This window comes from Sphingomonas metalli (assembly GCF_014641735.1).
GTDB classification, from domain to species: Bacteria; Pseudomonadota; Alphaproteobacteria; order Sphingomonadales; family Sphingomonadaceae; genus Sphingomonas; species Sphingomonas metalli.
The window spans coordinates 340,854-359,384 of record NZ_BMIH01000003.1; the positions used below are offsets into that span (position 1 = coordinate 340,854).

Below are 18,531 nucleotides of genomic sequence, written 5' to 3' on the forward strand. Positions count from 1 at the left end.
GCCCGTGCCGCTCAATAGCGGTAATGGTCGGGCTTGAACGGCCCTTCGACCGGCACGCCGATATAGCCTGCCTGCTTCGGGGTCAGCTTCGACAGCTGCACGCCTAGCTTCTCGAGGTGGAGCGCCGCGACCTTCTCGTCGAGATGCTTGGGCAGGACGTAGACCTCGTTCTTGTACTGGTCGCCCTTGGTCCAGAGCTCGATCTGCGCCAGCGTCTGGTTGGTGAACGAGGCCGACATCACGAACGACGGGTGTCCGGTCGCGCAGCCCAGGTTCACCAGCCGGCCCTTGGCCAGGATGATGATCTGCTTGCCGTCCGGGAACTCGACCAGGTCGGTGCCCGGCTTCACCTCGGTCCACTTGTAGTTGGACAGGGCGGCGATCTGGATCTCGCTGTCGAAATGGCCGATGTTGCAGACGATCGACATGGGCTTCATCGCCTTCATGTGATCGGCGGTGATGACGTCGGCATTGCCGGTCGCGGTGACGAAGATGTCGGAGCGCTTCACCGCCTCGTCCATCGTCACGACCTCATAGCCCTCCATCGCCGCCTGCAGCGCGCAGATCGGATCGATCTCGGTGACGAGCACGCGCGCGCCGCCGTTGCGCAAGCTGGCGGCCGAGCCCTTGCCGACATCGCCGAAGCCGGCGACGGTGGCGACCTTGCCGGCCAGCATCACGTCGGTGGCGCGGCGGATCGCGTCGACCAGCGACTCCTTGCAGCCGTAGAGGTTGTCGAACTTCGACTTGGTGACCGAGTCGTTCACGTTGATCGCCGGGAAGGGCAGCTCGCCCTTCTTGGCGATCTCGTACAGGCGGTGGACGCCGGTCGTCGTCTCTTCCGACACGCCCTTCAGGTTCTTCACGGTCTCGGTCAGATAGCCCGGCTTCTTGGCGATGAACGCCTTTACCGACCGCTGGAACTCGACTTCCTCTTCATTCTCGGGCTCGGCGAAGGTCGCGCCGGCCTCGAGCTTCGCGCCCCACAGCGCGAACATGGTCGCGTCGCCACCGTCGTCGAGGATGATGTTCGCGGTCTGGCCGTTGCCGTCGTCCCAGTCGAAGATGTCGCCGACATAGTCCCAATATTCGGCCAGCGTCTCGCCCTTCACGGCGAAGACGGGGATGCCGGCGGCAGCGATCGCCGCGGCGGCATGGTCCTGGGTCGAGAAGATGTTGCAGGTCGCCCAGCGCACGTCGGCGCCCAGCGCGACCAGCGTCTCGATCAGCACCGCGGTCTGGATCGTCATGTGGAGCGATCCGGTGATGCGCGCGCCCTTGAGCGGCTGCGACGCGCCGAACTCGTCCCGCAGCGCCATCAGGCCCGGCATCTCGGTTTCGGCGATGCGGATCTCGGCGCGGCCGAAATCGGCGAGGCCGATATCCTTGATGACATAGTCGTTGCCCGTGGGGGCGATTGCGGTGGCCACGTGATGCTCCTCGCGAAAGATGGATGCGCGCCCTTTAGGCGCTCCGGCCCTGCCGATCAAATATAAAGATATCTTTATATCGCTATGACCGAGCGGCGCAGCGCCGGTCAGGCGGTTCCCGAGCCGGCGACCAGATGCCGCGGATCGATGCCCGCCGCGGCATAGGCGCAGGCCCAGCGTTCCTCGGCCTCGACATCCCAGAGCAGGCTTGTGTCCCCTTCCGTGGTCAGCCAGCCGGGGGCGGCAAGCTCGTCCTCCAGCTGACCGCCGCTCCAGCCGGCATAGCCGAGCGCGACCACCCAGCGTTGCGGTCCGGTGCCGTCGGCGATCGCGCGCAAGACGTCGATCGTGCCGGACAGCGCCCAGCGGCCCGCGACGTCGATCGTGTCCTGCCCCGACCAGTCGCGACTGTGGACGACGAAGCCGCGGCGGATCTCGACCGGACCGCCGAAATGGACGGGTGCGTCGGGCGTGTCGCCGCGATCGATCTCGAACTGGTCCAGCAGCGTATGCAGGCCCAGCCCATCGATCGTCGCGCCCAGGCCAATGCCGATCGCGCCCTGCTCGTCATGCGCGCACATGGCGATCACCGCATGGGCGAAGCGCGGATCGCCCAGGCCGGGCGTCGCCAGCAGGAACTGGCCGGTCAGATAGGGGCTGGTGTCGGACGATGCGGACATGCCCGGAAGATAGGAAGGCGTTCGCCGCGCCGCCATGGCAAAACGGCCGCTTGCGGCGCGCCTGCGTCTGGTCGAGAGAGGCGGCCGATCCGCTTCAGCAAACAGGGAGAATGCCATGACGATCCGCCCCGGCGACACGCTGCCCGAGGTCACGCTGGTCAAGGCGACGCCAGACGGGCCGGATCAGGTCCAGTCGCCCGAATTCTTCGCCGGGCGCACGGTCGCGCTGTTCGCGGTGCCGGGCGCCTATACGCCGACCTGCTCGGCGCGGCATCTGCCGGGCTTCGTCGAACAGCTCGACGCGTTCAAGGCCAAGGGTGTCGACGAGGTCGCCTGCACCGCGGTGAACGACGCCTTCGTGCTCGCCGCCTGGGCGAAGGCGAGCGGCGCCGAAGGCGTGACGATGCTCGCCGACGGCAATGGCGAGTTCGCGCGCGCGATCGGGCTGGACTTCGACGGCAGCCGCTTCGGCATGGGCGTGCGCAGCCAGCGCTATGCGATGATCGTGCGCGACAACGTGGTCGAGCAGCTCCATGTCGAGGCGCCGGGCGAGTTCAAGGTCAGCAGCGCCGACCATCTGCTCGCCGGGCTCTGACGCCGGGCTCTGACGCCGGGCATCCTGACGCCGGCCGATGCCCGCGTCAGGGCCCCGATCCCGTCGTCTTGCCAGCGTCATCGGGCGCGCGTAACCCTGCCCGATGACACTCGCATCCGACATCGTCGCGAAGCTCGACGAACTCTATACCGCCTCGGTCGAGCGGCTTCAGGCCGCGCTCAACGCCTATCTTTCCGATGGAATCACCCCCGATGCCGATGCGCGGCGCGAGGGTGCTTTCGCCTATCCCGAGATCCATCTGCGCTTTTCGGGCGAGCCCGGCCGGCCGACGCCGATGCGCGCGTTCGGCCGGCTGGTCTCGCCCGGCGAATACCGGATCAGCGTGACCAAGCCGGCGACGTTCGCCGATTACCTCACCGAGCAGCTCGACCTGCTGATCGCCAATTACGACGTCTCCGTCGAGGCGGTGGCGGGGCATCAGGAGATCCCCTTCCCCTATGTGCTCGACCCCGGCCATGCGCTGAGCCTCGACCAGGTGTCGGTGGCCGAGCTGGCGCGCTGGTTCCCGGCGACCGAGCTCGCCTTTATCGGCGACGAGATCGCCGACGGGCTGTGGATGACCGCCGACGGCAGCCGCCCGCTGGCGCTGTTCGACGCGCTGCGCACCGATTTCAGCCTCGCGCGACTGCGCCACTATATGGGCACGCCGGCGGAGCATGTGCAGCGCTTCGTGCTATTCACCAACTACCACCGCTATGTCGACGAGTTCGTGCGCTGGGCGGCGACCCAGCTAGGCGAGGGCAGCCGTTTCACCGCGCTGTCGGGCGCGGGCAATGTCATGATCCGCTCGCCCGAGGATGTCGACCAGATCGTCAACGACAGCGCATGGCGTCGACACCAGATGCCTGCCTATCACCTGATGGCGGAAGACGGCACGGGCATCACGCTGGTCAATATCGGCGTCGGCCCGTCCAATGCGAAGACGATCTGCGACCATCTGGCGGTGCTGCGACCCGAGGCGTGGCTGATGATCGGCCATTGCGGCGGCCTGCGCCCCTCGCAGCGGATCGGCGACTATGTGCTGGCCCATGCCTATCTGCGCGACGACCATGTGCTCGACGACGTGCTGCCCCCGGAGATCCCGGTGCCGGCGATCGCCGAGGTGCAGGTGGCGCTCGCCCGCGCCGCCGAGATCGTCTCGGGGCAGAGCGGCGAGGAGCTGAAGCGGCGGCTGCGCACCGGTACGATCGTGACCACCGACGACCGCAACTGGGAGCTGCGCTATTCGCGCTCGGCGCTGCGCTTCTCGCTGAGCCGCGCCGTCGGGATCGACATGGAGTCGGCGACGATCGCGGCGCAGGGCTATCGTTTCCGCGTGCCCTACGGAACGCTGCTCTGCGTCTCGGACAAGCCGCTCCATGGCGAGCTGAAGCTGCCGGGTCAGGCCAACCGCTTCTACGAGCGCGCGATCAGCGAGCATATGCGGATCGGGATCGAGGCGTGCGAGCAGCTGCGGCTGGAAGGCGAGCGGCTCCACAGCCGCAAGCTGCGCGCGTTCAACGAGCCGCCCTTCCGCTAAAAGTCCGGAGCGCGCAACCAATGCGGCCGCGCTGGCGTTTCGCCTGCGCAACCAATTCGCTCATCGCGTGAGGGGACGCCGCATGGCCGACAACGAAGCAACGCCGCCCGAAACGCCCAAGGCGCCACGCCGCCGCCGGACCACCACGCCGGCCAAGGCCGCCGCGGCCAAGCGCCCGAGCCGTGCGAAGAAGCCGGAGGTGGAAACCGCGGCCGAAGCGAAGCCCAAGGCGGCGGCCGTCAAGGCGCCGCCCAAGCCGCGCACGACCAAGCGTACCACGGCGGCCAAACCGGCGACTCCGCGCTCGGCGGCGAGCCGCGTGCGCGCGGCGGCTGGAACCGCGACCGACAAGGTCGGCGGCAAATGGGGCGCGGCCGCGATCGCCGGCGGCATCGCCGCGGCGGGCGCGGCGGCCGCGGCGCTGCTGTCGCTGCGCGGCTCGACGCCAAAGGGCGCGGACAAGCCGAAGGGCAAGACGGCGCATCAGCCCGACGGCACCGATGCCTCCAAGTCGTTCGAGGCGAAGATCGCGGACGAGAACACGATCCCGGAGTGAGGGGCGGGCGTTCGCGCCCGCCGCCCGAAGGCCAGGGCCTTCGCAGAAGAGCCGGGGCGGAGGCCGCTCGCCGTTTCCTCGATCGTCATCCCGGCGCAGGCCGGGATCTCCCGGTCAGGCGCGCAGCAAGAGCCGCAAAAGACCCCAGCCTCCGCTGGGGCGACGATACTGGCCGCATATACACACACTGGGGCAACAGGGCGGCGCTCCCTCACCAGCCCTGCGGCTTGCCCTTGTTCTGCTGGTCGAGCCACGTCTTGAGCGGTGCGAAATAGGCGATCAGCGCCTTGCCCGACATCTCGCGACTGCCGGTGAAGGTCTGGAGCGCATCCGGCCATGGCTTTGACTGGCCCATCGCCAGCATCGCGTTGAGGCGACGGCCGACCTCCTTGTTGTCGTAGAAGGAACAGCGGTGGAGCGGCCCCTTCCAGCCCGCCTGCCGGCACGCCGCCTCGTAGAACTGGAACTGGAGCACGCGCGCGAGGAAGTAGCGGGTATAGGGCACGCCGGCCGGCACATGGTATTTCGCGCCCGGATCGAACTTCGTCTCGTCGCGCGCGACAGGCGGCTTCACGCCCTGATATTGCAGGCGCAGCGCATCCCAGCCGGCCTGATAGCCGCCCGGCGCGATCTGGCCGGAAAAGACCTGCCAGCGCCATTTGTCGATCAGGAGGCCGAAGGGAAGGAACGCGACCTTGTCCATCGCCTGCCGCAGCAACAGGCCGATATCCTTGTCCGGCCCCGGCACCTGCGCGCGGTTTAGCAGGCCGATGTTCACCAGATAATCGGGCGTGATCGACAGCGCGATCGTGTCGCCGATCGCCTCGTGGAAGCCGTCATTGGCGCCGTTCTTGTAGAGGAAGGGCTGCGCCTTGTAGGCGCGCTGATAATAGTTGTGGCCGAGTTCATGATGGATGGTGGTGAAGTCGTCGCCATTCACCTTGGTGCACATCTTGATGCGGATATCGTCCGCATTGTCGAGGTCCCAGGCCGAGGCGTGGCAGATCACCTCGCGATCGGCGGGCTTCACGATCTGCGAGCGCTGCCAGAAGCTTTCGGGCAGCGGCGCGAAGCCGAGCGAGGAGTAGAAGGCCTCGCCCTGCTTCACCATCCGGACGGGATCGTACTGCCTGGCCTTGAGCAGCTCGCCCACGTCATAGCCGAGATCGCCTGCCCCCTTGGGGGCGACCACGTCGTAGATATTGCCCCATTCCTGCGCCCACATATTGCCGAGCAGGTCGGCGCGGATCGGACCGGTCCTGGGCTGGACGGCGTCGCCATATTTCTCGTTGAGCTTCCAGCGGACATAGGTGTGGAGCGCGAGGTAGAGCGGCTTGACCTCGCCCCAGATCCTGTCGGTCAGCGCGGCGAACTGCTCGGGCGGCATGTCATAGCCCGAGCGCCACATCGCGCCGGTATCGGCATAGCCGAGGCCCTTGGCGCCCTCGTTGGCCAGCACGCTCATCCGCTGATAGTCGGCGCGCATCGGGGCGCCGACATTGTCGTGCCAGCTGGTCCACATCTCCTGCAGCTTGGCGGGATCGCGGCTGGTGCCCATCGCCGCCTCGATATCCGATCCGTTGATCGGCTTGCCGTCCAGCGTGCCACGGCCCTTGCCATAGCCCGAGGCCATGCGCGTGGTCAGCATCGCCAGCTCGTCCGCCGCACCGGGCCGGTCGGCGGCGGGCAGGACGATCCCGCCGCGCAGCAGGTCGAGCTTGCGACGCGTGTCGTAGGACAGGCTTTTCACCGTCGCGAACCGCGCCGCCTCATTGGCCAGCTTCACTTGCAATTCGGTCAGTCGCGCATTGTCGGCGGCGGCGAGCGCGTCGGTATCGTCGGTGATATAGGTAGCGTTGACCCAGTTGATCCGATTGTTGGGCACCGAGACGGCGGCCAGCTGCTTCTCCGCATCGGCGACGAACGCGTCCGCCTCCGCCGCGGTCGGTGCGGCGGTGGTGGCTGTGGGAGCTTGGGCGGCGGTCGCCGCGGGAATGGCGAGAAGGGCGGCGAGGACGCCGAGCGAGGGACGGATGCGGATGGTCGACATGGCCCGGTTCTAGGGCCGGCCCACCTCACTCCGCAAGGAAATCGGCGATGGCCTGACCGAGCTCGGGCTTGACGACGCTGCTCATATGGTTGCCCGGCACCGCGACATAGCGCCCGTCCGGCAGCGCATGGGCGAGCTCGGCCGCCGAGCCGTTGTCATCGTCGTCGACGCCTGCGACGACCAGCACCGGCTGCGCGATGGCGGCGATCGCCTCCGCGGGCGTATCGACGAAGGTCTGGAGAACGCCGAGCAGCGCCTTGGGGTCGCCACCCGTCGTCTTGAGAAACGCCGCCGCCAGCCATTCGGGCGAGCCGCGGACATGCCCGTCGGGATCGGCGAGGATGCGGGTGAAATGATCCACCCGCCGCCCGGTATGGAGCAGTCCGTCGAGCCCCATGCCCGCGATCACCACGCGGCGCGGCGTCGCTCCGGTCGCGAGCATCCGCGCGGTCGTGCGGGCGCCGAGCGAATAGCCGCCGAGGTCGTAGTCGGTCAGGCCCAGATGCGCGACCAGCGCATGGCCGTCGCGGGTCAGCGCGTCGGGCAGATAGGCGGCAAGATCGTGCGGCCGGTCGCTGTCGCCATGCGCGCGCAGGTCCGGCATGATGACGCGAAAGCCCCTGGCGGCGATCAGCGCGGCGTGGCCGTAGCGGATCCAGTTGGTCCAGGCGTTGGAGAAATAGCCGTGGATCAGCACCACCGGCCGCCCCTCGCCAACCTCCCGCCACGCGATGCGCGTGCCGTCGAAGGAGGAGAAGACGCGCGGTTCGGTTGCGGTGGTGGCCATGGGGGCGCTGTAGCGGGGGATGGGCGGAAGGCGAAGGGGTGAAGAGCCGGCATAGCCGCCCTCCCTTCCCCAATCCGTCATCCCGGCGCAGGCCGGGATCTTCCTGTGGCGGCCACAGCGCTCTCCCCGCAAAGGCCCCAGCCTTCGCTGGGGCGACGGAGGTTCAAAGCCCGAGTGGTGGGTTGGCGAGAGGGCAACTCCCGCCACGCCCCCCTCACGCCACGCTGGGCGCAGCCTTCCGCACGCCTTCGTCGACATGCTCCGCGAACTGCGCGAAATTCTCGACGAACAGGTCGACGAGCTTCGCCGCGGTCGCGTCATAGGCGGCTTTGTCCGCCCAGGTGTCGCGCGGGTCGAGGATCGCCGGGTCGACGCCCGGCACCGCCACCGGCACCTTGAAGCCGAAATTGGGATCGGTGCGGAACTCGGCATCCTTGAGCGAGCCGTCGAGCGCGGCGTTGAGCAGCGCGCGGGTCGCCTTGATCGGCATCCGCCGGCCGGTGCCGTATTTGCCGCCGGTCCAGCCCGTGTTGACCAGCCAGCAGTCCACCCCGCCCCTGGCGATCCGCTCCTTCAGGAGATTGCCGTAGACCGAGGGATGCCGCGGCATGAAGGGCGCGCCGAAACAGGTGGAGAAGGTCGCATCGGGCTCGGTCACGCCGATCTCGGTCCCGGCGACCCGGGCGGTATAGCCCGACAGGAAATGGTACATCGCCTGGTCGGGCGTCAGCTTCGCGATCGGCGGCAGGATGCCATAGGCGTCCGCCGTCAGCATCACGATGTTCTTGGGCACCGCACCCATATTCTCGTCGGACGCATTGGGGATGAAGTCGATCGGATAGGCGCCGCGGCTGTTCTCGGCGAGGCTGTTGTCGTCGAGGTCGAGCTGGCGCGTGACGGGGTCCATCACGACATTCTCGAGCACGGTGCCAAAGCGCTTGGTGGTCGCGAAGATCTCCGGCTCGGCATCGGCCGACAGGCGGATCATCTTGGCGTAGCAACCGCCCTCGAAATTGAAGACCGCGGTGTCGGACCAGCCGTGCTCGTCGTCGCCGATCAGCGTGCGCGCCGGGTCCGCCGACAGCGTCGTCTTGCCGGTGCCGGACAGGCCGAAGAACACCGCCGTATCCCCAGCCGGGCCCATATTGGCCGAACAGTGCATCGGCATCACGCCCGTCTCAGGCAGCAGATAGTTGAGGATGCCGAACACCGACTTCTTCATCTCGCCGGCATAGGCGGTGCCGCCGATCAGGATCAGCTTCTCGGTCAGGTTGACCGCGATCACCGTCTCGCTGCGGCAGCCGTGCCGCTCCGGATCGGCCTGGAAGCTGGGGAGGTCGATGATCGTATAGTCGGGCACGAACTTGCGCAGGTCCTGCTCCTCCGGCCGGACCAGCATCGTCCGGATGAACAGGTTGTGCCATGCCAGCTCGTTGATCACGCGCACCCGGACGCGATGTTCGGGCTGCGAGCCGCCGTAGAGATCCTGGACGAACAGCGTCTCGCGGCTGCCCAGCGCGGCGAGGAAATCGGCCTTCAGCGCGGCGAAATGCGCCGGCTCCATCGCCTTGTTCGACTTGCCCCACCAGATCGTGTCCGCGGTCGCGGCATCCTTGACGATGAACTTGTCCTGCGCGGACCGGCCGGTGTGGCGCCCCGTCTCGACCACCAGCGGGCCGTCGGCGGAGAGCTTGCCCTCGCCGCGCGCGACGGCGGTCTCGACCAGCCGTGCGGTGACCATGTTCCAGTCGAGGTCGGCGCGGGTCTCGATCCCCTGGGCGGACAGACCGAATTCAGGAATGCGCTCGTTCATCATCAATCCCCAACAATTCTACCGATGCGATCTTCTGCCGCATACGTATGCGCTTAGGAGCGGGTTCCCGACCGGTCAATCGCGCTGACCCTTCTGTGCGGTTGAGCGTGTCCCCGCTTTGGACTAGTCGCCGGGCATGACGGCCACGATCGCCCTGGTCGACGACGACCGCAACATCCTGACCTCGGTGTCGATCGCGCTCCAGGCGGAGGGTTTCCTGACCCGCGTCTATTCGGACGGCGAGGCGGCGCTCAAGGCACTGGCGGACAATCCGCCGGACCTGGCGATCTTCGACGTGAAGATGCCGCGGATGGACGGGCTGGAACTGCTGCGCCGGCTGCGCGAGCGCCAGTCGACCCCGGTGATCTTCCTCACCTCCAAGGATGACGAGCTCGACGAGGCGCTGGGCCTCGCGATGGGCGCGGACGACTATATCGCCAAGCCCTTCTCGCAGCGGCTGCTGATCGCGCGCATCCGCGCGATCCTGCGCCGGACCGAGGCGCACCAGCCGAGCGGCGAGGACACGGCGGAGCCGGCACCCGCCCTGGAGCGCGGACGGCTGCTGATGGACCCGGCCCGCCACCGCGTCACCTGGAACGGGCAGCCGGTCACGCTCACGGTCACCGAGTTCCTGATCCTCGAGACCCTGGCGCAGCGGCCGGGCGTGGTGAAGACGCGCAATCAGCTGATGGATGCCGCCTATCAGGACGACATCTATGTCGACGACCGCACCATCGACAGCCACATCAAGCGGGTGCGCCGCAAGTTCCGCGAAGCCGATCCCAGCTTCGACGCCATCGAGACGCTCTACGGTGCCGGATACCGTTTTTCGGACGACTGACCTCGCCGAGGAGGGGCGCGACCTCGCGCTGCGCTGGTCCGGCCGGGTCTCGCTGACCGTCCGCATCCTCGCGGTCAACATCATCGCGCTGCTGCTGCTGGCGGGCGGCTTCTTCTATCTCGATTCCTATCGCAGCCGGGTGGTTGACAACCGGGTCAGCCAGGCGGCGCGCGAGGCCCGGCTGATGGGCGAGGCGCTGGCGGCGGCGCCGGCCGACCGCGACGCGTTGCTCGCGCGACTGGCCCACGATACCGGCGCACGCATCCGGATCATGGCGCGCGACGGCCGGATCACCGCCGACAGCCGCGCGCTGGGCGTGCGCAACTTCGTGTTGCAGGACCCCGATCGCGAAGGGCTCGACCAGCGCATCGCCCGCTTCCTGGACGGGGCGATCGACACGGTGGTCGATGCCGAGCGCCCGCCCCTCTATCGCGAGCGGACCGATCCGGTCGAATGGCCCGATGTCGAGGCCGCGCGCCGGCACGGCATCGTCGCCGCGACCGTGTGGCGCGCGCCGGACCGCACCCCGGTGATCACCGCCGCGGCGCGACTGCCGGACCGGTCGGTGGTGCTCACCGCCAACAACACGCGCTCGATCACCCGCACGGTGCGGCTGGAACGGTTCCGGCTGAGCGTCGTGCTGCTCTGCGTCACCATCGTCTCGGTGCTGCTGTCGCTGTTCCTCGCCCGCACGATCGTTCGCCCGCTGCGCCGGCTGGCGCGCGCGGCGGTGCGGGTACGGCTGGGCCGGGCGCGGGAGGTGGTGGTGCCGCGCCTGCCCTCCCGCCGCGACGAGCTGGGGATGCTGGCGCGCGCGCTGTCGGACATGAGCCTCGCGCTGCGCGCCCGCATCGACGCGACCGAGGCCTTCGCCGCCGACGTCACGCACGAGCTCAAGAACCCCCTCGCCTCGCTGCGTTCGGCCGTCGACGGACTGGGCCGGATCACCGATCCCGCCCTCCAGGCGCAGCTGATCGCGATCGTCCAGGACGATGTCCACCGGCTCGACCGGCTGATCACCGACATCTCGGAAGCCTCGCGCCTCGACGCGCAGCTGAGCCGCGCCGAGTTCGAGCCGGTCGATCTCGGCGCGATGATCGAAGGCCTGATCGCGCAGCGCGAGGCGCGCGGGCCGGCGCGGGACGTGCGCTATCGCTTCGTCCGTAACGGTGCGACGCCGCTGGTCGTGCGCGGCGAGGGCGCGCGGCTGGAGCGGGTGTTCGAGAACCTGCTCGACAACGCCCTCTCCTTCTCCCCCGATGGCGGCATGATCGCGATCGAGGGGCGGGTCGAGGACGACGACCTGATCCTGTCGGTCGAGGACGACGGCCCCGGGGTTCCCGCCGAATCGCGCGAAGCCATCTTCCGCCGCTTCCAGTCGATCCGCCCGGAGGGCGAGGCGTTCGGCCGGCATTCGGGCCTCGGCCTCGCGATCGCGCGCACGATCGTCGAGGGCCATGGCGGTGCGATCGCCGCCGAGGCGCGGCCGGACGGGGCGCGAGGCGCGCGCTTCGTCGTCCGGCTGCCCGCGGCGGAGCGCGGCTGATGGGCTCCGGCGGCGCGCTGACCCTCCACGCCTCCACCGTCGCGATCGACGGGCGCGCGGTGATGCTGACGGGCGCCTCGGGGGCAGGCAAGTCCGACCTCGCGCTGCGGCTGATCGACCGCGGCGCGCTGCTCGTCAGCGACGACTATACCGTCGTCCGGCGCGAGGCCGATGCGCTGATCGCCGCCCCGCCCGCGACGATCCGCGGACGGATCGAGGTCCGTGGGCTGGGCATCGCGGAGCTGCTCGCGGCGGGCGACACGCCGGTAGCGCTGGTCGTGCGGCTCGGCGCGGCGGCGGAACGCATGCCCGAACGCGAGTGGTGCGAGATCGCCGGGGTTCGGCTACGCAGCCTGGCCCTCGATCCCTTTACCGCGTCTGCCCCCATCAAGGTCGAGATCGCCCTTCGCCAGGAGCTGCCATGAGCGAGCCGCAGGATATCCTGATCATCACCGGCATGTCCGGCGCGGGCAAGTCGACCGTGCTGAAGACGCTGGAGGACCTGGGCTGGGAGGTAGTCGACAACCTGCCGCTGACCCTGCTCGACCGGCTGCTCGACACGCCGCTGCCGGCGGGCGCGGACGGGCGGCGGGTGCCGCTGGCCGTCGGGCTGGGGGTGCGGACCCGCGACTTCGACCCGGACCGGATCGTCGAGCGGATCCGCCATCTGTCCGAGTCGACCGCGCTGCGGGTCGGCACGATGTTTCTCGATTGCGCGGGCACCGAACTGGCGCGCCGCTATGCCGAGACGCGGCGGCGACACCCGCTGGCGCAGGACCGGCCCGCCCAGGACGGCATCGCGCGCGAGCGCGAACTGCTGCGCCCCTTGCGTGACTTCGCCAACCGGCTGATCGACACGACCGACCTCAACGCCCATGCGCTCGGTCTCCAGATTCGATCCACCTTCGGCGCGGTGGCGGCTGCGGAAGGGCCGGTGCTGACCGTCACCTCCTTCGGCTTCGCCCGCGGCCTGCCGCGTGACGCGGACCTCGTCTTCGACATGCGCTTCCTGCGCAATCCGCACTGGGTCCCGGCGCTGAAGCCCGGCACCGGCCTCGATCCCGACGTCGCCGCCTATGTCGCGGGTGATCCCGCCTACGAGCCCGCCGTTTCGCGTATCGAAGAGCTGCTGGCGCTCCTCCTCCCGCGCTATCGGGCGGAGGGGAAGTCCTATGTGTCGATCGCGATCGGCTGTACCGGGGGGAGACACCGCTCGGTCCATGTCGCCGACCGGATCGCGCGCTTCTTGTGCGATGCAGGATTTTCGCCCACAGTCGTGCATCGTGATTTGAAGGCCGCTCCGCAGGACTCGCTCGAAGGTCCACCGGCGGCCCGGCAGGATTAGGTAGCATATCCGGTTATGATCGGTCTGGTTCTGGTGACGCATGGGCGGCTCGCCGACGAGTTCGTGACCGCGATGGTCCATGTCGTCGGCCCGCAGGAGCGCGTGGCGACGATCGCGATCGGCCCGGACGATGACATGGAGGAGCGGCGGCAGGACATCGCCGCCGCGATCGCCGCGGTCGACATGGGACGCGGGGTGATCGTGCTGACCGATCTGTTCGGCGGCACCCCCTCCAACCTCGCGATCAGCCTGATGGAGCGCGGCCGGGTGGAGGTGATCGCGGGCATGAACCTGCCGATGCTGATCCGACTCGGCTCGGCCCGCAAGGCGATGAAGGTGGTCGACGCCGTCGCCGCCGCGCGCGAGGCGGGCCGCAAATATATCTCCGTCGCCTCCGAGGTGCTGGGAGAGGCCGCCGCGTGACCGTCACTCGCACCGTCACCATCGCCAATCGCCGCGGACTCCATGCCCGCGCCAGCGCCAAGTTCGTCACCCTCGCCTCCGGCCTGCCCTGCGAGGTCGAGGTGAAGAAGGACGACGGCGCGGTCACCGGCACTTCGATCATGGGGCTGATGATGCTGGGCGCGGCGATGGGCGACACCATCACCATCACCGCCAGCGGCGACGGCGCCGAGGATGCGGTCGGTCGGCTGGTCGAGCTGGTCGAGGCGAAGTTCGGCGAGGATTGAGGGCGGGCGCGCGATCGCGCGCGACAGTCAAGTAAACGGCAGCTCCCGCAACCATTCGTCACCCCGGACTTGTTCCGGGGTCCACCGTCCCGCAAGAACAATCGCCGGATCATGGGCGGCACAGTGGATGCCGGGACAAGCCCGGCATGACGTAGAAGGCGTGGGGAGTTTCGGTCCTCGCCAACCGCATCACACCCTAGGCCCCGCCCGAAACCCGGTGTAGCGCGAACGGCATGCCCCGCCAGATCACCGCCTATTCCAACCCGCTCGTCAAAAGCGTCCGCGACCTGCGTGACAAGCGGCACCGGCGCGAGCAGCGCCGCTTCCTCGCCGAGGGGTTGCGCATCCTGACCGAGGCGCGCGAGGCGGGGCGGCTGCCCGTCCTCCTCTTCTTCGCCGCGCAAAGCGCCGGCCATCCGCTTGTCGGCACGCTCGTCGCGGCGGTCGAGGCGGCGGGCGGCGAGGCGATCGAGACGACCCCCGACATCCTCTCCAAACTCTCGGGCAAGGACAATCCGCAGGCGGTGGTCGGCGTGTTCGAGGAGTTCGACACGCCGCTCGCCGCGATCGACCGGCAGGCGGCGGGGATCTGGCTGGTTGCGGAGCGGCTGCGCGATCCCGGCAATCTCGGCACCATCCTGCGCACCGGCGACGCGGTCGGCGCGGGCGGGCTGATCCTGATCGGCGAGTGCGTCGACCCCTTCTCGGTCGAGGCGGTGCGCGCGAGCATGGGCGCATTGTTCACCGTGCCGGTGGTGCGCAGCGAGTGGCAGCCGTTCCTCGACTGGCTGCGACTGGGGCCGGGGCAGCTGGTCGGCCTCAGCCTCGACACCGATCACGACTATCGCTCGGCACGCTATACCGCCCCGACCTTCCTCCTCACCGGCAACGAGGCGCAGGGGATGCCCGACGAATATGCCGCGGCGTGCGACCTCCTCGTCAAGATCCCGATGCTCGGCAAGGCCGACAGCCTCAACGCGGCGGTCGCCACCGCGGTGATGGCCTATGAGGTGCTGGCGCAACAGCGCGGGTGAGAGTGGCGCTCATGCCAGCATCGCCTCGATCGTGCCCGCGGGATCGAGGATGAACTCGCGGTAGAGCCGGTAATGCGGAAGCTCCTCGATGCTGACCGGGTCGAGCCCTGCCGGCGTCATCGACAGAAGGCGCGCTCCGGGCAGCGCCATCAGGATCGGCGAGTGGGTCGCCATGATGACCTGTGCGTTGGCGCCGGACTGGATCGTCCGGAGAATGCGCAGGAAGTCGAACTGGCGCCGCGGCGACAACGCCGACTCCGGCTCGTCGAAGAAGAAGATGCCCTGCCGCCCGCACCGCTCGCCGAAAAAGCGGAGGAAGCCCTCGCCATGCGAGAAGGAGAGGAAATCGGGCGGCGCGGCCCCAACCTCCAGCGCGGCCTGATCGAGATAGCGCGCGACCGAGAAGAAGCTTTCCGCGCGGAAGAACCAGCCCTGCCCCACCTTGGGCAGCCAGCTCAAGCGAAGCGCTGGCGCGAGGACATCGCCATTCGTCTCGACCGCCGCGCTGTGATCCATCGGGCGATACCCGGGACCGCCACCCGCCGGATCGAAGCCGGCCGCGGCGGCCAGCCCCTCGATCAGCGTCGACTTGCCGACGCCGTTCTCGCCGACGATGATCGTCACCGGCGCATCGAAGTCGAGCGCGAAATCCCCGTCGCGGAACAGCGGCAGGTCGAACGGATAGGGGCGATCCGGCGGGATGCGCGCCGGGTCGAGGCGCACCCGCTTCAGATAAGGCGATGGCAGCGTCGTCCGATACTGCCGCGCCATCAGATCGCGTCCTCCACGGTTAATTTGGTCAGCGGCCGCACGGCCTGTTCGCCGATCGGCAGCGGATCGATCGTCTTGCCGCCCGTATCGATGTTGAGGCTCTCGAACCGGCGCGCACTGGTCAGCACCTGGCTTTCGAGACTGCCGACAAAGGCATTATAGGCGCCCATCGCCGTATCGAGATTGCGCCCCAGCCGCGACACATGGCTGCCCATCGTCGCCAGCCGCTGGTACAATTCCTTCCCCAAGGCCCCGATCGCGCGGGCCTCGCTTGCCAGCTTCTCCTGCCGCCATACCGCCGCGACGGTGCGGGCGATCGCGATCAGGTTGGTCGGCGTCGCGAGCAGGACGCGCTTGTCGAAGGCGAAGTCCCACAAGGTTGGATCATGCTCCAGCGCGGCGGAGAGGAAATGCTCGCCGGGAACGAACATCACGACATATTCGGGCGTGTCGTCGAACTGCGCCCAATAGGCCTTGTTGCCGAGCCCGTTGACATGCGCCTTCATCGACTGGACGTGCGCGATCAGCGCTGCCTGGCGCTCGCCCTCGTCGACCGCGCCGAACGCGTCCTGATAGGCGTTGAGCGATACCTTGGCGTCGATGATCAGCGACTTGCCGCCCGGCACGCGGACGATGGCGTCGGGGCGCAGTCGCCCGCCCTCCCCGTCCGCGACGCTGACCTCCATCATGAAGTCGGTATGTTCGGCCAGACCGCAGCTTTCGAGCACGTTGCGCAGCTGCTGCTCGCCCCAGCGGCCCCGCGCCTTGGGGGCGTTGCGCAGCGCGTTGACCAGCTTGGCCGCCTCGCTGCGCACCGTCTCCTGTCCGACCCGCATCGATTCCATCAGGCCGGTCAGGTTGCCGAAGGCATCGCGCCGCTCCGCCTCGACCTTGGTCACCGTCTCCTCATAGCGTTGCAGCCGGTCGTGCACCGGCTGGAGCAGCGCGGCGAGGCGCTGGCCCTGCAGCTGCTCCGATTCGGTGAAGCGCTGCTGCGCGCGTTCGAGGAAGCGGGTCTGCGCCGTCTCCAGCGCCTTCACCGCCGCCGCGCCAAACTGGGCGTTCATCGCCTCCTTGAACTCGGTCAGCTGGCGCAGCGTCTCGGCATGGGCGGCCTGCCGCTCCTCGGACTGGGCGCGGAGCGAGGCGAGGTCCTGCATCGCGGTGCGGGCGTGGTGCAGCTGGCGCTGCGCCTCCTCATGCGCGGCCTGCCGCTCCGCCGCCTGCGCGCGCAGGCTGGCGAGCTCCTGCAACGCCTCGTTCCGCTCGCGCTCGACCGCATCGCGGGTCTGGCGGAGCAGCTCGGCATCGGCCGCCCGCGTCTGCGCCACGGCCAGATCGCTGGCGAGCGCGGCCGAGCGGCGGCCCGCGATCAGCCAGCCGGCGAGCAGGCCCAGCGCCAGGGCGAGCAGCGAAACGAGGATCCATTCGGTCATGCCGCGGAACGTAGCCGGAACGGCGGGGCGCGAACAGATGCTTGCGATGAAATGTGGCGGGGGCGGTTGGATAGTGGGCAGGTTAGCCCATTACTCTCGTCATGCCGGGCTCGTCCCGGCATCCACCGTGCCGCGTGAACGCGGTCGGATGCGCGTGCGGAGGCGTGGACCCCGGAACACGTCCGGGGTGACGTATCGCTTTGGGAAAGGCGACCAAGCCAAGCCGCCCGCCCCAATATCAGGCCGCGCGGCGGGCCTTGTTCAGCTTCTTCATCAGCATGTCCCGCTTCAGCCGCGAAATATGGTCGATGAACAGCACGCCGTCGCAATGGTCGATCTCATGCTGCATGCAGGTGGCGAGCAGGCCGGTCATCTCCTCCTCCTGCACCTGCCCCTCCGTATCGAGCCAGCGGACGCGGCAGGCGGAGGGGCGCTTCACCTCGGCATATTGTTCGGGGATCGAGAGGCAGCCCTCGTTGTAGCTCGACTGCTCATCCGACACCGACAGGATCTCGGGATTGATATAGGCGCGCGGGTTGCGGACGGGCTTGCCCTCCGCATCCTCCTCCTCCTGCAGGTCGATGACGACGACGCGCCTGTCCACCCCGACCTGGATCGCGGCGAGGCCGATGCCGTGCGCGGCATACATCGTCTCGGTCATGTCGGCGACGAGGGTGCGCACCGCATCGTCGACCGTCTCGACCGGCTGGGAGACGAGGCGGAGGCGGGGGTCGGGAACTTCGACGATGGGGAGTACGGCCATGGGCGGCAGCTATGCGCGCCGAAATGCGCCGTCAAGTTTCACGCCACAGGGCGGCGCGCGCGCAGCGCCTGCGCCAGCGTCCCCTCGTCCAGATAGTCGAGCTCCCCGCCCACCGGCAGGCCATGGGCGAGCTGGGTGAGGCGCACGGGGAAACGCTCGATCCGCTCGGCGAGATAATGGGCGGTGGTCTGCCCCTCCAGCGTCGCGTTCATCGCCAGCACCACCTCGTCCACCCCGCCGCCCTCGATCCGGCGGACCAGCGCCTCGATCGCGAGATCCTCGGGCCGGATGCCCTCCAGCGCCGACAGCCGCCCGCCGAGCACATGGAAGCGGCCGGGGAACAGCCGCGAGCGTTCGAGCGCCCACAGATCCGCCACCTCCTCCACCACGCACAGCGCGCGGGCATCGCGGCGCGGGTCGGCGCAGATCGCGCAGGGGTTGACGGTATCGACATTGCCGCAGGTGGCGCAGGTCTCCAGCCGCTCGTCCACCGCCTCCAGCGCGGCGCGGAGCGGCCCCAGCGCCGCCTCGCGCTTCTTGAGAAGGTGCAGCACCGCGCGCCGGGCCGAGCGCGGGCCGAGCCCGGGCAACCGGGCCAGCGCCTGGGTCAGCGCTTCGATTTCGGGGGATGCCATGGGGAACAGATAGGGGGTTG

Annotated in this window: 19 protein-coding genes; 10 read left to right on the top strand and 9 right to left on the bottom strand. The window is 68.9% G+C overall.

The window, feature by feature from the left end; translation table 11 throughout:
• Nucleotides 1–11 precede the first annotated feature (11 nt).
• The gene (gene ahcY, locus IEX18_RS11880; protein WP_373284574.1) at nt 12–1,418 is read right to left on the bottom strand and encodes an adenosylhomocysteinase; all 1,407 of its coding nucleotides are present in this window, start codon (nt 1,416–1,418) and stop codon (nt 12–14) included.
• Nucleotides 1,419–1,537: 119 nt separating this feature from the next.
• A complete protein-coding gene (locus tag IEX18_RS11885) occupies nt 1,538–2,110 on the bottom strand; it encodes a YqgE/AlgH family protein (RefSeq protein WP_188658979.1) in 573 nt (190 codons plus the stop codon).
• A 115-nt stretch (nt 2,111–2,225) separates the two neighbouring features.
• On the opposite strand from IEX18_RS11885, the gene IEX18_RS11890 reads away from it, so the two are divergent.
• The 3 genes from IEX18_RS11890 (at nt 2,226) to IEX18_RS11900 (ending at nt 4,801) form a co-directional block, all read left to right on the top strand.
• On the top strand, nt 2,226–2,705 hold the full coding sequence (locus IEX18_RS11890; RefSeq protein WP_188658980.1) for a peroxiredoxin: 480 nt from the start codon (nt 2,226–2,228) through the stop codon (nt 2,703–2,705).
• Nucleotides 2,706–2,808: 103 nt separating this feature from the next.
• Complete coding sequence (locus IEX18_RS11895; protein WP_188658981.1) at nt 2,809–4,245, top strand: AMP nucleosidase; 1,437 nt, start codon at nt 2,809–2,811, stop codon at nt 4,243–4,245.
• 82 nt (nt 4,246–4,327) lie between these two features.
• Nucleotides 4,328–4,801, top strand: coding sequence for a hypothetical protein (locus tag IEX18_RS11900; protein WP_188658982.1), 474 nt, complete (start codon nt 4,328–4,330; stop codon nt 4,799–4,801).
• 211 nt (nt 4,802–5,012) lie between these two features.
• On the opposite strand, the gene IEX18_RS11905 is transcribed toward IEX18_RS11900, so the two are convergent.
• The 3 genes from IEX18_RS11905 to IEX18_RS11915 form a co-directional block, all read right to left on the bottom strand.
• On the bottom strand, nt 5,013–6,851 hold the full coding sequence (locus IEX18_RS11905) for a M2 family metallopeptidase (protein ID WP_188658983.1): 1,839 nt from the start codon (nt 6,849–6,851) through the stop codon (nt 5,013–5,015).
• A gap of 25 nt (nt 6,852–6,876) precedes the next feature.
• Nucleotides 6,877–7,638 (bottom strand): alpha/beta fold hydrolase, encoded by a 762-nt coding sequence (locus tag IEX18_RS11910; RefSeq protein ID WP_188658984.1) that lies wholly within the window; start codon nt 7,636–7,638, stop codon nt 6,877–6,879.
• Nucleotides 7,639–7,852: 214 nt separating this feature from the next.
• A complete protein-coding gene (locus IEX18_RS11915) occupies nt 7,853–9,451 on the bottom strand; it encodes a phosphoenolpyruvate carboxykinase (protein WP_188658985.1) in 1,599 nt (532 codons plus the stop codon).
• A 136-nt stretch (nt 9,452–9,587) separates the two neighbouring features.
• Here IEX18_RS11915 and IEX18_RS11920 point away from each other — a divergent pair, with 136 nt between their 5' ends.
• The 7 genes from IEX18_RS11920 to IEX18_RS11950 all read left to right on the top strand — a co-directional run bounded on the left by IEX18_RS11920 (nt 9,588) and on the right by IEX18_RS11950 (nt 14,906).
• Nucleotides 9,588–10,292: a response regulator transcription factor gene (locus IEX18_RS11920; RefSeq protein WP_188658986.1), complete on the top strand. Its 705-nt coding sequence runs from the start codon at nt 9,588–9,590 to the stop codon at nt 10,290–10,292.
• Nucleotides 10,264–11,838, top strand: a complete 1,575-nt coding sequence (locus IEX18_RS11925; protein ID WP_229664543.1) for a sensor histidine kinase — start codon at nt 10,264–10,266, stop codon at nt 11,836–11,838. The genes IEX18_RS11920 and IEX18_RS11925 overlap by 29 nt, the downstream gene beginning before the upstream one ends.
• Nucleotides 11,838–12,263, top strand: coding sequence for an HPr kinase/phosphorylase (locus IEX18_RS11930; RefSeq protein ID WP_188658987.1), 426 nt, complete (start codon nt 11,838–11,840; stop codon nt 12,261–12,263). Before IEX18_RS11925 ends, IEX18_RS11930 begins: the two co-directional genes overlap by 1 nt.
• Nucleotides 12,260–13,183, top strand: a complete 924-nt coding sequence (gene rapZ, locus IEX18_RS11935) for an RNase adapter RapZ (protein ID WP_188658988.1) — start codon at nt 12,260–12,262, stop codon at nt 13,181–13,183. The genes IEX18_RS11930 and rapZ overlap by 4 nt, the downstream gene beginning before the upstream one ends.
• A 15-nt stretch (nt 13,184–13,198) precedes the next feature.
• Nucleotides 13,199–13,606 carry a PTS sugar transporter subunit IIA gene (locus tag IEX18_RS11940; RefSeq protein WP_188658989.1) on the top strand — a complete coding sequence of 136 codons (408 nt, stop codon included), beginning with the start codon at nt 13,199–13,201 and terminating at the stop codon, nt 13,604–13,606.
• Nucleotides 13,603–13,872 (top strand): HPr family phosphocarrier protein, encoded by a 270-nt coding sequence (locus IEX18_RS11945; protein WP_188658990.1) that lies wholly within the window; start codon nt 13,603–13,605, stop codon nt 13,870–13,872. The genes IEX18_RS11940 and IEX18_RS11945 overlap by 4 nt, the downstream gene beginning before the upstream one ends.
• Before the next feature lie 233 nt (nt 13,873–14,105).
• Entirely contained in the window at nt 14,106–14,906 is an 801-nt protein-coding gene (locus tag IEX18_RS11950; RefSeq protein WP_188658991.1) for a TrmH family RNA methyltransferase, read from the top strand.
• Nucleotides 14,907–14,915: 9 nt separating this feature from the next.
• On the opposite strand, the gene IEX18_RS11955 is transcribed toward IEX18_RS11950, so the two are convergent.
• The 4 genes from IEX18_RS11955 to recR form a co-directional block, all read right to left on the bottom strand.
• Entirely contained in the window at nt 14,916–15,677 is a 762-nt protein-coding gene (locus tag IEX18_RS11955; RefSeq protein ID WP_188658992.1) for an AAA family ATPase, read from the bottom strand.
• Nucleotides 15,677–17,113, bottom strand: a complete 1,437-nt coding sequence (locus IEX18_RS11960; RefSeq protein ID WP_188658993.1) for a DNA recombination protein RmuC — start codon at nt 17,111–17,113, stop codon at nt 15,677–15,679. Before IEX18_RS11960 ends, IEX18_RS11955 begins: the two co-directional genes overlap by 1 nt.
• Nucleotides 17,114–17,351: 238 nt before the next feature.
• Nucleotides 17,352–17,876 (bottom strand): peptide deformylase, encoded by a 525-nt coding sequence (def, locus tag IEX18_RS11965; protein ID WP_188658994.1) that lies wholly within the window; start codon nt 17,874–17,876, stop codon nt 17,352–17,354.
• A 38-nt stretch (nt 17,877–17,914) separates the two neighbouring features.
• Nucleotides 17,915–18,511 carry a recombination mediator RecR gene (recR, locus tag IEX18_RS11970; protein ID WP_188658995.1) on the bottom strand — a complete coding sequence of 199 codons (597 nt, stop codon included), beginning with the start codon at nt 18,509–18,511 and terminating at the stop codon, nt 17,915–17,917.
• Nucleotides 18,512–18,531: the final 20 nt, after the last annotated feature.

Coding starts and splice junctions, on each gene's coding strand:
- recR (WP_188658995.1), bottom strand. CDS start 18,511: ATGGCATCCCCCGAAATCGAAGCGCTGACCCAGGCGCTGGCCCGGTTG.
- IEX18_RS11915 (WP_188658985.1), bottom strand. CDS start 9,451: ATGAACGAGCGCATTCCTGAATTCGGTCTGTCCGCCCAGGGGATCGAG.
- IEX18_RS11950 (WP_188658991.1), top strand. CDS start 14,106: ATGCCCCGCCAGATCACCGCCTATTCCAACCCGCTCGTCAAAAGCGTC.
- IEX18_RS11905 (WP_188658983.1), bottom strand. CDS start 6,851: ATGTCGACCATCCGCATCCGTCCCTCGCTCGGCGTCCTCGCCGCCCTT.
- IEX18_RS11940 (WP_188658989.1), top strand. CDS start 13,199: ATGATCGGTCTGGTTCTGGTGACGCATGGGCGGCTCGCCGACGAGTTC.
- IEX18_RS11930 (WP_188658987.1), top strand. CDS start 11,838: ATGGGCTCCGGCGGCGCGCTGACCCTCCACGCCTCCACCGTCGCGATC.
- IEX18_RS11955 (WP_188658992.1), bottom strand. CDS start 15,677: ATGGCGCGGCAGTATCGGACGACGCTGCCATCGCCTTATCTGAAGCGG.
- def (WP_188658994.1), bottom strand. CDS start 17,876: ATGGCCGTACTCCCCATCGTCGAAGTTCCCGACCCCCGCCTCCGCCTC.
- IEX18_RS11920 (WP_188658986.1), top strand. CDS start 9,588: ATGACGGCCACGATCGCCCTGGTCGACGACGACCGCAACATCCTGACC.
- IEX18_RS11885 (WP_188658979.1), bottom strand. CDS start 2,110: ATGTCCGCATCGTCCGACACCAGCCCCTATCTGACCGGCCAGTTCCTG.
- IEX18_RS11900 (WP_188658982.1), top strand. CDS start 4,328: ATGGCCGACAACGAAGCAACGCCGCCCGAAACGCCCAAGGCGCCACGC.
- IEX18_RS11910 (WP_188658984.1), bottom strand. CDS start 7,638: ATGGCCACCACCGCAACCGAACCGCGCGTCTTCTCCTCCTTCGACGGC.
- IEX18_RS11895 (WP_188658981.1), top strand. CDS start 2,809: ATGACACTCGCATCCGACATCGTCGCGAAGCTCGACGAACTCTATACC.
- IEX18_RS11960 (WP_188658993.1), bottom strand. CDS start 17,113: ATGACCGAATGGATCCTCGTTTCGCTGCTCGCCCTGGCGCTGGGCCTG.
- rapZ (WP_188658988.1), top strand. CDS start 12,260: ATGAGCGAGCCGCAGGATATCCTGATCATCACCGGCATGTCCGGCGCG.
- IEX18_RS11890 (WP_188658980.1), top strand. CDS start 2,226: ATGACGATCCGCCCCGGCGACACGCTGCCCGAGGTCACGCTGGTCAAG.